Raw genomic sequence first — 14,611 nt, 5'->3', positions numbered from 1 at the left:
AGGAAGGCGCTCGGGGCGGCGCGCGTTTGCACCGTGGCAGTGAGGACGCTGAGCGGTGGGAGTGCGCAAGCGCGTCGCCGTGGTGCGCCGGATGGGTGTAAGACCGGGGTAAAAACCGGGGTCAGAGCCCTTTTTTGAGCAATTGCTCAAAAAAGGGCTCTGACCCCGAATTGACGAGCAAGTCAGGCGCGCAGGCGTGCCAGGACCGTGTCCAGAATGTCGAGGTCGGCGAAGTCGATGATCAGCTGCCCCTTGCCTTTCGGCCCCATCTTGAACGCGACGGGCGTCGCGAGGCGGTCCGACAGTTCTTCCTCGAGGCGGACGATGTCGCCCGACTTTTCCTTCTGACGCGCGGCGGCCGGCGGCGCGTTCTGCTCCTCCAGCGTGCGCGCCACCATCTTTTCGGTCTCGCGCACGGACAGGCGCTTGGCGATCACCTGGTTCGCCAGCGCGATCTGGCTGGCCGCGTCGACGGCGAGCAGCGCGCGCGCGTGTCCCATGTCGATGTCGCCGGCCATCAGCATCGTCTGCACGGGCTGCGCGAGGTTCACGAGGCGCAGCAGGTTCGACACGGCGCTGCGCGAGCGGCCGACGGCCTGCGCGGCCTGCTCGTGCGTAAAACTGAATTCCGAGATCAGGCGCGCGATGCCCTGCGCTTCCTCCAGCGGATTCAGATCTTCGCGCTGGATGTTCTCGATCAGCGCCATCGCCGCGGCGTTCTGGTCGTCCACCTCGCGCACCAGGACCGGGATCTCGTCCAGCCCGGCGAGCTGCGCCGCGCGGAAGCGGCGTTCGCCGGCGATGATCTCGTAGCGGGCACCGGACGCGGACGTATCGATGGGCCGCACGAGCACGGGCTGCATGATGCCCTGCGATTTGATGGACGCGGCCAGCTCGGACAGCGAACCGTCGTCCATGCGCGTGCGCGGCTGGTATTTGCCGGCCTGGATCTGCGCCACGGGCAGCGAGGACGGCGCACCGCTGGGCGCGGCCGGCGTTTCGGAAGCGTCTCCTCCCAGCAGCGCGTCGAGACCGCGGCCGAGGCCTTTGAGTTTTTTGGTTGCCATGACTTGTCTGATTTCTGATTACATTGTCTTGATGCGCTCGACCATCTCGGCGCCGAAGGCGATGTAGGCCTGCGCGCCTTTCGAGGCCGGATCGAACGTGACGCCCGGGATGCCGTACGACGGCGCTTCCGCCAGCCGCACGTTGCGCGGGATGATCGTCTTGAACACCTTGTCGCCGAAATGCTGTTCGAGCTGGCTTGACACCTGCTGCGACAGCGTCATGCGCGGATCGAACATCACGCGCAGCAGGCCGATGATGCGCAGATCATGGTTCAGATTCGCGTGCACCTTCTTGATCGTGTTCACGAGGTCGGACAGGCCTTCCAGCGCGTAATACTCGCACTGCATCGGAATGATGACGCCGTGCGCGGACACGAGCCCGTTCAGCGTCAGCATCGACAATGCGGGCGGGCAGTCGATGAGGATGAAGTCGTAGTCGGCATCCACTTTGGCCAGCGCTTCCTTGAGGCGGCGCTCACGGTTTTCCAGCGCGACCATCTCGACTTCGGCGCCGGCCAGTTCGCGGTTGGCCGGCAGCACGTCGAAGCGCCCCGCTTCGCTGCGCAGGCGCGCGGCGGCCACGTCGGCCTCGCCCAGCAGCACCTCGTAGATCGACGAGGTCAGCCCCGCCTTGTTGATGCCCGCGCCCATGGTGGCGTTGCCCTGCGGGTCGAGGTCGACCAGCAGCACGCGCTGGTCCAGCTTGGCGAGACCGGCGGACAGGTTGACGCTGGTGGTGGTCTTGCCGACCCCGCCCTTCTGGTTTGCTACGCAAAAAATTTTCGCCATGTATCCCTTTATCAGCCATACGGTTAATACCATTAAAACGATTTATACGGTTTACATGGTAATAACGATATAAACTGGTTATACAGTTTATTTGGTTGTGCGTTGCTTTGGATGTTTCACGTGGAACGTTCGATATACACCAGGTGACGTTCCGCGCCCAATTTGGGCACCTGCAGCGGCTCCAGCCCGGTTACCTTCCATTCCGCCGGCAGCCGTTCCTGCTCGTCTTTCGGGGCCACCCCTTTCAGGGCAATATAGCGTCCGCCGTCTGCCAGCAGATGACAGGACCAGTTGACGAAATCCGAGAGGTCGGCAAAAGCGCGCGAGGTGATGACGTCGAATTTGTCGCTCACCTGCAGTTGCTCCACCCGCGCCGTGTACACCGTGACGTTGGTCAGGCTCAATTCCGCTTTCACCTGCGTCAAAAAAGCCGTTTTTTTATGCACGGTGTCGATCATCGACACTTTCATGTCCGGGCGCACGATCGCCAGCACGATGCCCGGCAAGCCACCGCCCGAACCCACGTCCAGCACGTTGTGTGCTTGCGCAAACGCCGGCACCGCGGCCAGCGAATCCAGCAGGTGGTGCGTGACCATCTGCATCGGGCCGCGCAGCGACGTCAGGTTGTAGACGGCATTCCACTTGAACATCAGGCCCAAATAATCCATCAACTTGTCCTGCTGGGCCGGGCTCACGTCGAGATGCATCGCGGCGATACCCTCGCCCAGCACGGCGGACAAGGCGGTACGGTCGAAATTCTTCACGCGGCCGACTCCTCGTTCGGCACGTTCGTAAACCCTTTCGCGCCGCGCTTTTTAAGGTGCACCAGCAGCAGAGAAATGGCCGCCGGCGTCACGCCGGAGATGCGGGAGGCCTGGCCCAGCGTCTCCGGACGCTGTTTATCCAGCTTTTGGCGCACTTCGATCGACAGCGCCGTGATCTCCAGATAGTTCAGGTTTTCCGGCAGTTTGAGGTTTTCGTAGTAGTCGTGACGTTCCACTTCGCGCGCCTGGCGGTTGATATAGCCCGAATACTTCAGCTGGATCTCGACCTGCTCCTTCACGGCTGGATCTTCGACGCCCGGACCGCCCAGCGCCTGGCCGTCGACGCCCTGCAGGCTCACCAGCTTGTCGTACTCGACACCCGGACGACGCAGCAGATCGGCCAGATTGTATTCACGCTCGATGGCTTGGCCGATCACGCGCTCGGATTCGGCGGCAGCCAGGATGCGCGGGTTGACCCAGGTCGACCGCAGGCGTTCCAGTTCGCGCGCGACGGCTTCCCGTTTGCGCTCGAACGCTTCCCACTGCGCATCGCCGACGACGCCCAGCTTGCGGCCGATCTCCGTCAGGCGCATGTCGGCATTGTCTTCGCGCAGCGACAGGCGATACTCCGCGCGGCTCGTAAACATCCGGTACGGCTCCGCCACGCCCTGCGTCGTGAGGTCGTCGACCAGCACGCCGAGATAGGCTTCGGAACGGGATGGCGTCCACGCTTCCTTGCCTTGCGTCTGCAGCGCCGCGTTGATACCGGCCAGCATGCCCTGGGCCGCGGCTTCCTCGTAACCGGTCGTGCCGTTGATCTGGCCGGCAAAGAACAGCCCCTGGACCGCCTTCGTTTCCAGCGACGCTTTCAGGCCGCGCGGGTCGAAATAGTCGTATTCGATCGCATAGCCGGGACGCAAAATAAACGCGTTTTCCAGGCCGCGCATCGAGCGCACCAGGGCCAGCTGCACGTCGAACGGCAGGCTCGTCGAGATACCGTTCGGATAAAACTCGTTCGTCGTCAAGCCTTCCGGTTCCAGGAAGATCTGGTGCGACTCCTTCGAAGCAAAGCGGTGGATCTTGTCTTCGATCGACGGGCAGTAGCGCGGGCCGACGCCTTCGATCACACCCGTGTACATCGGGCTGCGGTCGAGGCCATTGCGGATGATCTCGTGCGTCTGGGCATTCGTGTGCGTGACCCAGCACGGCAACTGTTTCGGGTGCATGGCCGTGTTGCCCATGTACGAAAACACCGGCACCGGATCCAGGTCGCCCGGCTGTTCCGTCATGACGGAAAAGTCGATGCTGCGGCCGTCGATGCGCGGCGGCGTGCCGGTTTTAAGACGCCCTTGCGGCAGTTTCAGTTCCTTCAGGCGCGACGACAGCGAGACCGCCGGCGGATCGCCCGCACGGCCGGCCGAGTAATTTTGCAGGCCCACGTGGATCTTACCGTCGAGGAAAGTACCCGCAGTCAGCACGACGGCGCGCGACCGGAAGCGCAGGCCGATCTGCGTCACGGCGCCGACGACGCGGTCGCCTTCGACCATCAAATCGTCGACGGCTTGCTGGAACAGCCACAAGTTAGGCTGATTTTCCAGGCGCGAACGGATCGCCTGCTTGTACAGCATGCGGTCAGCCTGGGCGCGCGTGGCGCGCACGGCCGGGCCCTTGGACGAGTTCAGGATGCGGAACTGGATGCCGGCTTCGTCGGTGGCAATGGCCATCGCGCCGCCCATGGCGTCGACTTCCTTCACCAAATGGCCCTTGCCAATGCCGCCGATGGACGGGTTGCAGGACATCGCACCCAGGGTTTCGATATTGTGAGTGAGCAACAGGGTCTTCTGGCCCATGCGCGCGGACGCGAGCGCCGCTTCGGTGCCGGCATGGCCGCCGCCTACGACGATCACGTCGAATTCTGTCGGAAATAGCATGATGGAATGTGTTGCGAGGAGGATTAAGCAAGGATTATAGATTCTTTTTTCCGTGCGGCTTCGGCACGGCCACGAAAACGACAGATTTTGTTTCACGTGAAACAGTGGACGTCGGCGCATGTTAGGCTTTTGCCACGCCAATTCGCCCTTTGCCGCCATGCCAAAACCGCGTCCAATCACCCTTGCCCTGCTCGCCGCCAGCACCGCTGTTGGGGCCTATCCCCGCTCCGACTTGCCGTCGATCTCGTTCGATCACAAGGACTGGGAACTCGCCTGCGACAACACGAGAACGTGTAGAGCGGCCGGCTACCACCCCGAGGATGACGAGCCGGGCGCCACCATCCTGCTGACGCGCGCGGCCGGACCGGACCAACCCGTCACCGTGCAACTGCAGCTGGCCGACGATGAACACCATCCAGCGCCGGACCAGGTCGCGATGACGATCGACGGCGGCAACCTCGGCACCGTCCCCATCGATACGACGTCCAACATCGGCAAGCTGTCCGACGCACAGGTCAAGACTCTGCTGCCGGCCCTGCTCAAGGACGGCCGCATCGCGTGGTCAGCAAAAGGGACGACGTGGACCATCTCGACCGCCGGCGCCAATGCCGTCCTGTTGAAAATGGATGAATTCCAGGGGCGCCTGGACACGCCCGGCGCACTGGCGCGCAAGGGCACTAAACCGGAATCAAATGTTCTGCCGCCAGTTCCGGCACCGGAGATTGCGGCGGGGGCCGTCAGCCAGGATACGCATCCGGTCAAACTCACATCCGCGCAAATCCGGAACCTGTTGGCCGCGTTGCGCAAAACGGTGCAGGACGGCAGTTGCGAGTTCGTGGACACGACATCCGACGACGCCAGCAAGCTCGAGGTCAGGCGCCTCACGAAAGATAAACTGCTGGTTTCGCACGTCTGCTGGACGGCCGCCTACAACTCGGGCGACGGCTACTGGGTCATCGACGCTAAGCCGCCCTACGCGGCTGTCCTCGTCACGACGTCCGCCACCGATTACGCGGATGGCGTCATCTCGTCGGTGCAAAAGGGGCGCGGCATCGGCGACTGCGTCAGCTCGGCGACCTGGATGTGGGATGGCCAATCGTTCGCGCAGACGTCGGCGACGACGACCGGCATGTGCCGCCAGACCGCGGCCGGCGGGGCTTGGGATTTACCGACACTCGTCACCCGCGTGCACAAGGGGCGCTGACTGTTTCACGTGGAACATTCACCAGCCCAGATGCCGGAACGTGTCGACCGCTGTCTTTACAATCAACACGCCGACGACGACCAGGAACAATTTGCGCACGAAGCCACTGCCGTGCTTGAGCGCCAAGCGCGTTCCGATCAGCGACCCCGCGATCTGGCACACGGCCATCAACAGGCCGAGCTGCCAGATCAGGTGACCGCTGACCCCGAACCAGATCAGCGCCGAGATATTGCAGGCGACGTTGACGATCTTAGCCGCCGCCGACGCGCTGAGGAAATCGAAGCCGAAGAAGCGCACGAACAGGAAGATCAGGAAGCTGCCGGTGCCCGGGCCAAAGAAGCCGTCATAAAAACCGATCGCGGCACCGGCGCCCGTCGCCAGCAACCGTTCCGTCATGCCGCTGTGCAGCGGTGCGTGGACGGCACCCAGGTTCTTTTCCTTGAACGTGTACACGGCCACCGCAAGCAGGATCAACGGCAGCAGGCTGCGCACGAAGTCGCCGGGCACGCGGGTCACCGTCCAGGCGCCGATGAACGACAACGCGAACGCGGCGACGGCGGCCGGTGCCGCCGTACTCCACGCGACCGTCACGCGGCGGGTATATTTGACCGCGGCCACCGCCGTACCGAACATGGCTGCCAACTTGTTCGTGCCCAGCAAGGTCGCTGGCACTTCACGAGGGAATACGGCGAACATCGCGGGAATCTGGATCAATCCTCCCCACCGACGACAGCATCCACGAGACCGGCAACGAAGGCCGCGACGGCCAGCAGGGCAAAATCGAACATGATCAATAACGCGTAAAAGCGCTATTGTACGGTACGGCTCTTGTTGCGATGCAACAAACAATCAGACGGCCGCCGCTCGCCCTTCTTCGAAGAACTGGAGCAGCAGCCGGTTGACCTCGCCCGCCGCCGTCAGCTGCAGCCAGTGGTCGGCGCCGCGGATGCGCTCGAAGCGGAATTCGCCGTCGACATAGTGGGCCGAGTCGCGCATCTGTTTTTCGCCCAGCGCCGGATCGCGGTCGCTCCACAAGCCCATCACGGGTACTTTGACTTTACGGTGCCCATGCGGCAACGCGAGATTCAGATTGGCGCGGTAATAATTCAGCGCCGCCGTCAGGCGCCCCGGCGGCGACAGATCGCGCTTCCAGTGGTCGGCCTGGCCAGGCTCGTCGGTGAACTGGCGCATGATGAACCAGTCGGCCGTGCGCAGCGTGTGCTCGGCCAGCACCGGCATGATGAAACCAAGGATATAGGTCATGCGCAAGCGCTGCAGGAGGCCGGCGCGTGCGATGGCGTCCGGGTGACCGGTCGACATCGCCACGTAGCGGTGCACGCGCTCCGGCGCCAGCGCCGCAATCTGCCAGCCGATGATGCCGCCCCAGTCATGGCCGACGAGGAAGACTTTATTGATGTGCAGCGCGTCCAGCAAGCCGAGCACGTCGCCGCGCAATTTATCCATCGTGTAGTCGAAGACGCCGCGCGGCGCATCGCTGCGGCCGTAGCCGCGCAGGTCGGGCGCCAGCACACGAAAGCCGGCAGCGGCCAGCGCGGGGACCTGCTTGCGCCAGACGAGGTGCGTGTCGGGAAAGCCGTGCAGCAGCAGCACCGGCGGCCCCTGCCCCGTCGTCGTCGTGTGGATGTGGATGCCGTTCACGTCCAGCATGAGCGATTCGTCAATCACGTCCGCCTCCTTGAAAGCTATCCAGGCACCCGACTTTATGCGGCCGACTTTATGCGGCTGCGCGCCGGCGTCCTCCGCGTGACAGTGCCGCCGCGATCTCGCCGACGATGCCCCGTCGGAACAACAGCACGCAGGCAACAAAGATAAAGCCGGTGACGATGCCCACGGATTCTCCGAGTGATGCGAACCATTCTACATGCGTCGTCTCGGCCAGGAAGTTCCCCAGGTCGCCCAGCTTGTTCTCCAGTGCGACGATGAGGAAGGCGCCCAGAATCGGCCCGGCCAGCGTGCCCATGCCGCCGACCAAGGTCATCAGGATGACGAGGCCGGACATCGTCCAGTGCACGTCCGTCAGCGTCTCGAAGCCGAGCACGACGGTCTTCGTCGCGCCGGCCAGGCCCGCCAGCGCGGCCGACAGCACGAAGGCGACGAGTTTGTAGCGGTCCACGTCGTAGCCCAGAGAAATGGCGCGCGCTTCGTTTTCCTTGATCGCCTTCAGCACCTGACCGAACGGTGAGTGCACCGTGCGCACGATCAAGGCGAAGCCGCCCACGCAGATCGCCAGCACGACGAAGTACAAGGTGACGTCATTGCCGAGATCCAATACGCCCAGCAGCTTGCCGCGCGGGACGCCCTGCAGGCCGTCCTCGCCGTGCGTAAACGGCGCGCGCAGCGCGGCGAAGTACACCATTTGCGCCAGGGCCAGCGTGATCATCGCAAAATAAATGCCCTGGCGGCGGATGGCCAGCAGACCCATCACGAGACCCAGCGCGGCGGACGCCAGCACGCCCAGCACGAGAGACACTTCGAACGGCAGCCCGAGCACCGTCAGCGCGTGTCCCGTAACGTAACCGGCGCCGCCGAAGAACGCGGCGTGGCCGAACGACAGCAAGCCCGTGTAGCCGATCAGCAAATTGAATGCGCAGGCGAACAGGCCGAAGCACAACAGCTTCATCAAGAAGACGGGGTAGCCGACGAACGGCGCCGCCAGCGCCACCGCCAGTGCGATCCCCCAGGCCAGCGTTTTGTTCATGGACGGCTCCTTATCGTTCTTTGCCGAACAGGCCGGCGGGACGCAGCAACAGCACGATCACCATCACCACGAACACGACGACTTCCGACGCTTCCGGGTAATACACGCGCGTGAGCCCCTCGATGACGCCCAGCGCCAGGCCGGTGACGATGGAACCGAGGATGGATCCCATGCCGCCGATCACGACGACGGCGAACACGACGATGATGAGATTGGAACCCATCAGCGGCGTGACGTTGATGACGGGCGCCGCCAGCACGCCCGCGAAGCCGGCCAGCGCGACGCCGAAACCATACGTCAATGTCACCATCAAGGGCACGTTGACGCCGAACGCCTCCACCAGTTTCGGGTTCTCCGTGCCGGCGCGCAGGTAGGCGCCCAGCCGCGTCTTTTCGATCGTGAACCAGGTCGCCAGGCACACGACGAGCGAGGCGAGCACGACCCAGGCGCGGTAGTTCGGCAGCATCATGAAGCCGAGGTCGGTGGCGCCGGACAGCGCTTCCGGCACGTCCAGGGTCTGGCCGGACACGCCGAAGAACGAGCGGAACACGCCTTCCAGCAGCAGGGTGATGCCGAAGGTCAGCAGCAGGCCGTACAGATGATCGAACTGGTAAAGCCAGCGCAGCATCGTCTTTTCGATCAGGATGCCGAACGCGCCGACGATCAAGGGCGCCAGCACGAGCATCGTCCAGTAGTTCAGCCCGAACGACGTGACGCCGATGTAGGCGGCGAACGCGCCCATCATGTACAGCGCGCCGTGCGAGAAATTGATCACGTTGAGCAGGCCGAAGATCACGGCCAGGCCCAGCGACAGCATCGCGTAAAACGAACCATTGACCAGGCCCAGCAGCAGCTGGCTCATCATCGCCTGCAGGGGGACGCCGAATATTTCCATGGGACCTTCAGCAAACTTCGAAAAAAATGAAGGCGGCCGGTGCCGGCCGCCACACGCTTACGTCGGGCTCACTTCCAGGCCGCGCACTTCGTCTCGGCCTTGGTCGTGTACGCCTGGGCACCGGGGATCGTGGCCACGACCTTGTAGTAATCCCAAGGCGCCTTCGACTCGGCCGGCGTTTTGACTTGCATCAGATACATGTCGTGCACCATGCGGCCGTCCGGGCGGATCTCGGCATTCTTCGCGAACATGTCGTTGATCTTGGTCTTTTTAAGCTGGGCCATGACTTTCTCGCCATCGTCCGTGCCGATCGCCTTGACGGCGTTCAGGTAGTTCATCGTGGCGGAGTAATCGGCCGCTTGCAGCGACGACGGTTCCTTCTTCATCTTTGCAAAATATTTTTTGGACCAGGCGCGTGTGTCGTTGTTCAGGTCCCAGTACCAGGCGTCCGTCAGGTACAGGCCCTGCGTCGTCGGCAGACCCAAGGTGTGAATGTCGTTGATGAATACGAGCAGGCCCGCGATCTTCATCTTGCTCATCAGGCCGAATTCCTTCGCCGCCTTGACGGAGTTGATGAAGTCGCCGCCGGCGTTCGCCAGCCCCAGCACTTGCGCTTTCGAGGATTGCGCTTGCAGCAGGAACGACGAAAAGTCGGACGCGCCCAGCGGGTGCTTGACGCTGCCCAGCACGCTCCCCCCATTGGCTTTGATGACGTCGGTCGTGTCCTTTTCCAGCGACTGGCCGAAAGCGTAGTCGGCGGTGAGGAAATACCACGTCTTGCCGCCCTGCTTGACCATCGTGGCACCCGTCCCGCGCGCGAGCGCGACGGTGTCGTAGGCATAGTGCACGGTGAACGGCGAGCACTGTTCATTGGTCAGCTGCGCACTGCCGGACCCGATGGCGATAAACACTTTTTTCTTTTCCGCGGCCACCTTGGCCATGGCCAGGGCGGCACCGGAGTTCGTGCCGCCGATCAGCATGTCGACGCCCTCCCGGTCGAACCACTCCCTCGCCTTGCTGGCGGCGATGTCCGGCTTGTTCTGGTGGTCGGCGACGATGAACTGGATCTTCTTGCCGTTGATGGCGCCTCCCGCATCCGCGATCGCCATGCGCACGGCTTCGGCGCCGCCGTTGCCGTCGATGTCGGAATACACGCCCGACAAATCCGTGATCAGGCCGATCTTGATGGTGTCGCCGGAAATCTGGGCCTGGGCCGAGGCGGACAAACCGGCGGCTAACGTGGCAACCGTAAAGGCAATCGCTGTTTTCATGTGGTCTCCGTGGTCGATGATCAAACACCCAGCAGCTCGGTCAGGGCCGGCATGCTGGTCTGCAGTTCCGCGGCCGCGATCGTCGTGACGATGCGGCCGTGTTCCATGACGTAAAACCGGTCCGCCAGCGGCGCCGCGAACCGGAAATTCTGTTCCACCATGACGATCGTGTAGCCCTTCGCCTTGAGCGTCGTGATCATCTTCGCCAGCGCCTGCACGATCACGGGCGCCAGCCCTTCCGAGATCTCGTCCAGCAGCAGCAGGCGCGCGCCGGTGCGCAGGATGCGCGCCACGGCAAGCATCTGCTGCTCGCCGCCGGACAGGCGCGTCCCCTGGCTGTGGCGGCGTTCGTACAAATTCGGGAACATCTCGTAGATCTCGGCGACGGACATGCCGACGTCCTGCCCGGCCAGCCGCGGCGGCAGCATCAGGTTTTCCTCCGTCGACAGCGACGAAAAAATGCCGCGCTCTTCCGGGCAATAGCCGATGCCGAGGTGGGCGATGCGGTGCGTGGGCAGGCGGATCGCCTCGACGCCATTGACGCGGATGGACCCGGTGCGCGTGCCCGTCAGGCCCATGATGGCGCGCAACGTGGTCGTGCGGCCGGCGCCGTTGCGGCCCAGCAGGGTCACGACCTCGCCCGGCTGCACCGATAAGCTGACGCCGTGCAGGATGTGCGATTCGCCGTACCAGGCTTGCAGGTTGTCGATTTCCAGTGCCGGCGTCATCCGTGCGCTCCCGCGAGATGGCCGTCGGCGCTGCCCATATACGCTTCGATCACTTGCGGGTTGCGCGACACGTCGCCATATGTGCCTTCCGCCAGCACGGCGCCCCGCTGCAGCACCGAGATGCGGTCGCAGATACCGGAGACGACGTTCATATTGTGCTCGACCATCAGGATCGTGCGGCCGGCTGACACTTTTTTGATCAATGCCGTCACGCGGTGCACGTCTTCGTGGCCCATGCCCTGCGTCGGCTCGTCCAGCAGCATGAGTTCCGGCTCCATGGCGAGCGTCGTGGCGATCTCGAGCGCGCGCTTGCGGCCGTACGGCAGGTCGGCCGTGACGGTGTCGGCAAAATTCTCCAGGTCGACTTCGGCCAGCAGCTGCATGGCGCGGTCGTTAAGCTGGCTCAAGGTTCTTTCGCTGCGCCAGAAATAAAAACTGGTGCCGAGCGCGCGCTGCAGGCCGATGCGCACGTTTTCCAGCACGGTCATGTGTGGAAAGACGGCCGAGATCTGGAACGAGCGGATGACGCCCCGGCGCGCGATCTGCGCCGGTTTCAGCTGGGTGATGTCCGCGCCGTTGAACAGGATGCGGCCGGCGGTCGGCGTCAGGAATTTCGTGAGCAAGTTAAAACATGTCGTCTTGCCCGCGCCGTTGGGTCCGATCAGCGCGTGAATATGGCCGCGCTGCACCTGCAGATTCACCCGATTGACGGCCGTAAAACCCTTGAATTCCTTCGTCAGATCACGTGTTTCCAGAATGACGTCCGACATTGCGTCTCCTCGCTGTCGTGATGCAAGCTTTACAAATCATACACACTTTTGGAACTCGTCAAGATACAGCACGCGCCCCGCGAATCAACCTGCGTCAGATCATGACGGCGCGCAAACCCGTTGTGCAAATTTGCCCAACCGGCTTCAATCCCATTCGCGGGCGATCAGTTGCGCGGTCTTTTCCGCGATCATCAAGGTGGGCGTGTTCGTGTTGCCGGACGTGATCGTCGGCATGATGGACGCGTCGACCACGCGCAAGCCCTGCACGCCTTTCACTCGCAAATGGCTGTCGACGACCGCGAGCGAATCGTTCGTTTTTCCCATGCGGCACGTGCCGACGGGATGGAAAATCGTCGTACCGATGAGGCTGGCCGCCTGCGCCAATTCGTCTTCCGTGCGGTAGTGCGGGCCCGGCTTGAATTCCTCCGGGTGGTATTTCGCCATGGACGGCGCCGTCACGATGCGCCGCGTCAGCGCCAGCGCGTCGGCCGCGACCTTGCGGTCTTCCGGGGTGCTGAGATAGTTCGGGACGATTTTCGGCGGCGCGTAGCTGTCGTTGGCCGCGAGCCGGACATGGCCGCGCGCCGTCGGCCGCAGATTGCACACGCTGGCCGTGAACGCTGGAAAACCGTGCAACGGATCGCCGAATTTTTCCAGAGACAGCGGCTGCACGTGGTATTCCAGGTTCGGCGTCGCTTGGCCAGGATCGGAGCGGGCGAACGCCCCCATTTGCGACGGCGCCATCGACATCGGCCCGCTCTGGAACAGCAGATATTGCACGCCGATCTTTAACTTGCCGTACCAGGACGCGGCGCTCGTGTTGAGGGAACGGGCACCGGTAATGCGATAAACCATGCGCAGCTGCAAATGGTCCTGCAAATTCTCGCCGACGCCCGGCGCATCGACGACAGGAGAGATACCGTGCCGGTGCAACAGACCCGCCGGCCCGATGCCGGACAATTGCAGGATGTGCGGCGAACCGATCGCGCCGGCGGCCAGCAGGGTTTCGCGCCGCGCCGTGGCGGTGAAGGCGCGGCCGCCGCCCGTGAATTGCACGCCGCGGCAGATCGCGCCCTGCTCCGTCCGCTCGAGGATGAGCTTTTCGACGTGGCAGCCGGTCATGATCGTCAGATTCGGCCGCGTGGCAGCCGGCCTGAGAAACGCTTTCGCCGTGTTCAGCCGGATGCCGCGGCGCTGATTGACGTCGAAATAGGCGCAGCCTTCATTATCGCCGCCATTGAAATCGTCGACTTTCGGGATGCCGATCTCGCTGGCGGCATCGCGGAACGCGTCGAGGATTTCCCAGGACAGCCGCTGGCGCTCCACTCTCCATTCGCCGCCGCTGCCGTGCGTCGCCGTGGCGCCGCCATGGTGGTCTTCGCTTGCCTTGAAAATGGGCAGGACGCTGTCCCAGCGCCAGGTCGGATCGCCCGTGATATCGGCCCAGCGATCGTAATCGTCCGCCTGGCCGCGCATATAGATCATGCCGTTGATCGACGAGCTGCCGCCCAGGACTTTGCCGCGCGGGTAGATGAGGGACCGCCCCGCGAGGCCGGGATCCGCTTCCGTTTTAAATAGCCAGTCCGTGCGCGGATTGCCGATGCAATACAGATAGCCGACGGGGATATGGATCCACAGGTAATCGTCCTTGCCGCCGGCCTCGATCAGCAAGACGTGCACGTCCGGCCTGCGCGTCAGGCGATTGGCCAGCACGCAGCCGGCGGTCCCGGCCCCCACGATGATGTAATCGAATGCTCCGGCGGATTCCATGGATCCTCATTCGTGATTCGGTTGAGCAAGCTTACCAGATGATCAAGCACAGATGAGGTCTCCGGACTGTGGATAAGCGTATGAATATCCACAGGTACGAAATGTGGGGAAGATGGACTTTTCGCACAGCCGCGTTTTTTATCCAGTTTTGCCACAAGGAACATACAAGACCGGCCCACTGCCTTATACGAACCGTAAACGTTTGATGTTGTGGACAAAACCTGGGTTATCCACAGAAGAGTGCCACCGTTAACTATTACCACTATTCTGTATACAAGCTTTTGGTTGTAAACCTGGGACTTGTCGCAAACACGGCGGCCCTGCCGAAAAATTTTTGACTTCGGCCACAACCCGGCTTCGACGCCGACAGCGACTTCGACCGTGCAGACACATCACCTTGACCGTCACCGAAAACCAGATTTGCCCCACTTTGTGGATAAGCTGCTGAATATCCACAGGATCGAATGTGCGGAACTACCGTCTTGATCGACCGCCGATTTTTTGTCCAGTTTCGATCCCTGCCAGACGCAAGGTTTGTTCAACCGTTCGCAAAGCACGTAAACCCTTGAGCTTGTGGAAAAAATCCTACTTATCCACAGTTCGGCGCGCGTTTACTATCATCACTATCCTTTCTTTCTATCCAAGTTAACTAAAGAAGGAAAAGTACCGCGACGTAAAAAAAAGCCCGGCAAGCTGTCGTGAC

General features: G+C 62.7%; 12 protein-coding genes and 1 pseudogene. 1 reads left to right on the top strand and 12 read right to left on the bottom strand.

The window, feature by feature from the left end; translation table 11 throughout:
• Positions 1-182: 182 nt before the first annotated feature.
• The 4 genes from BVG12_RS20165 to mnmG all read right to left on the bottom strand — a co-directional run bounded on the left by BVG12_RS20165 (position 183) and on the right by mnmG (position 4,551).
• A complete protein-coding gene (locus tag BVG12_RS20165; protein ID WP_075793960.1) occupies positions 183-1,067 on the bottom strand; it encodes a ParB/RepB/Spo0J family partition protein in 885 nt (294 codons plus the stop codon).
• A gap of 18 nt (positions 1,068-1,085) precedes the next feature.
• Complete coding sequence (locus tag BVG12_RS20160; protein WP_075793959.1) at positions 1,086-1,856, bottom strand: ParA family protein; 771 nt, start codon at positions 1,854-1,856, stop codon at positions 1,086-1,088.
• Positions 1,857-1,972: 116 nt separating this feature from the next.
• Positions 1,973-2,620 carry a 16S rRNA (guanine(527)-N(7))-methyltransferase RsmG gene (rsmG, locus tag BVG12_RS20155; protein WP_075793958.1) on the bottom strand — a complete coding sequence of 216 codons (648 nt, stop codon included), beginning with the start codon at positions 2,618-2,620 and terminating at the stop codon, positions 1,973-1,975.
• Positions 2,617-4,551: a tRNA uridine-5-carboxymethylaminomethyl(34) synthesis enzyme MnmG gene (gene mnmG, locus BVG12_RS20150; RefSeq protein WP_075793957.1), complete on the bottom strand. Its 1,935-nt coding sequence runs from the start codon at positions 4,549-4,551 to the stop codon at positions 2,617-2,619. Before mnmG ends, rsmG begins: the two co-directional genes overlap by 4 nt.
• Positions 4,552-4,708: 157 nt before the next feature.
• On the opposite strand from mnmG, the gene BVG12_RS20145 reads away from it, so the two are divergent.
• The gene (locus BVG12_RS20145) at positions 4,709-5,755 is read left to right on the top strand and encodes a DUF1176 domain-containing protein (RefSeq protein ID WP_075793956.1); all 1,047 of its coding nucleotides are present in this window, start codon (positions 4,709-4,711) and stop codon (positions 5,753-5,755) included.
• A gap of 18 nt (positions 5,756-5,773) precedes the next feature.
• On the opposite strand, the pseudogene BVG12_RS20140 reads toward BVG12_RS20145, so the two are convergent.
• From BVG12_RS20140 to BVG12_RS20105, 8 genes and pseudogenes are all read right to left on the bottom strand, one after another.
• Positions 5,774-6,543 (bottom strand): annotated as a pseudogene (locus tag BVG12_RS20140) (TSUP family transporter).
• Positions 6,544-6,604: 61 nt separating this feature from the next.
• Entirely contained in the window at positions 6,605-7,441 is an 837-nt protein-coding gene (locus BVG12_RS20135; RefSeq protein ID WP_229503665.1) for an alpha/beta fold hydrolase, read from the bottom strand.
• Positions 7,442-7,490: 49 nt separating this feature from the next.
• A complete protein-coding gene (locus BVG12_RS20130; protein ID WP_075793955.1) occupies positions 7,491-8,474 on the bottom strand; it encodes a branched-chain amino acid ABC transporter permease in 984 nt (327 codons plus the stop codon).
• 10 nt (positions 8,475-8,484) lie between these two features.
• Entirely contained in the window at positions 8,485-9,369 is an 885-nt protein-coding gene (locus BVG12_RS20125) for a branched-chain amino acid ABC transporter permease (protein WP_075793954.1), read from the bottom strand.
• Positions 9,370-9,437: 68 nt separating this feature from the next.
• Positions 9,438-10,640 (bottom strand): ABC transporter substrate-binding protein, encoded by a 1,203-nt coding sequence (locus BVG12_RS20120; RefSeq protein ID WP_075793953.1) that lies wholly within the window; start codon positions 10,638-10,640, stop codon positions 9,438-9,440.
• A 20-nt stretch (positions 10,641-10,660) separates the two neighbouring features.
• Positions 10,661-11,368, bottom strand: a complete 708-nt coding sequence (locus BVG12_RS20115; protein WP_075793952.1) for an ABC transporter ATP-binding protein — start codon at positions 11,366-11,368, stop codon at positions 10,661-10,663.
• Positions 11,365-12,138 (bottom strand): ABC transporter ATP-binding protein, encoded by a 774-nt coding sequence (locus tag BVG12_RS20110; RefSeq protein WP_075793951.1) that lies wholly within the window; start codon positions 12,136-12,138, stop codon positions 11,365-11,367. The genes BVG12_RS20115 and BVG12_RS20110 overlap by 4 nt, the downstream gene beginning before the upstream one ends.
• 144 nt (positions 12,139-12,282) lie before the next feature.
• Positions 12,283-13,908: a GMC family oxidoreductase gene (locus BVG12_RS20105; RefSeq protein WP_075793950.1), complete on the bottom strand. Its 1,626-nt coding sequence runs from the start codon at positions 13,906-13,908 to the stop codon at positions 12,283-12,285.
• Between the last annotated feature and the right edge of the window lie 703 nt (positions 13,909-14,611).

It is taken from the genome of Massilia putida, assembly GCF_001941825.1.
Taxonomy (GTDB): Bacteria; Pseudomonadota; Gammaproteobacteria; order Burkholderiales; family Burkholderiaceae_D; genus Telluria; species Telluria putida.
Note: the sequence above shows the minus strand (reverse complement) of the source record. Positions and strands in the feature narration are given on the sequence as shown.

Bases quoted from the DNA above. Each gene is read 5' to 3' on its own strand.
- BVG12_RS20160 (WP_075793959.1), bottom strand. From the start codon at position 1,856: ATGGCGAAAATTTTTTGCGTAGCAAACCAGAAGGGCGGGGTCGGCAAG.
- BVG12_RS20105 (WP_075793950.1), bottom strand. From the start codon at position 13,908: ATGGAATCCGCCGGAGCATTCGATTACATCATCGTGGGGGCCGGGACC.
- mnmG (WP_075793957.1), bottom strand. From the start codon at position 4,551: ATGCTATTTCCGACAGAATTCGACGTGATCGTCGTAGGCGGCGGCCAT.
- BVG12_RS20165 (WP_075793960.1), bottom strand. From the start codon at position 1,067: ATGGCAACCAAAAAACTCAAAGGCCTCGGCCGCGGTCTCGACGCGCTG.
- BVG12_RS20120 (WP_075793953.1), bottom strand. From the start codon at position 10,640: ATGAAAACAGCGATTGCCTTTACGGTTGCCACGTTAGCCGCCGGTTTG.
- BVG12_RS20145 (WP_075793956.1), top strand. From the start codon at position 4,709: ATGCCAAAACCGCGTCCAATCACCCTTGCCCTGCTCGCCGCCAGCACC.
- BVG12_RS20130 (WP_075793955.1), bottom strand. From the start codon at position 8,474: ATGAACAAAACGCTGGCCTGGGGGATCGCACTGGCGGTGGCGCTGGCG.
- BVG12_RS20125 (WP_075793954.1), bottom strand. From the start codon at position 9,369: ATGGAAATATTCGGCGTCCCCCTGCAGGCGATGATGAGCCAGCTGCTG.
- BVG12_RS20110 (WP_075793951.1), bottom strand. From the start codon at position 12,138: ATGTCGGACGTCATTCTGGAAACACGTGATCTGACGAAGGAATTCAAG.
- BVG12_RS20115 (WP_075793952.1), bottom strand. From the start codon at position 11,368: ATGACGCCGGCACTGGAAATCGACAACCTGCAAGCCTGGTACGGCGAA.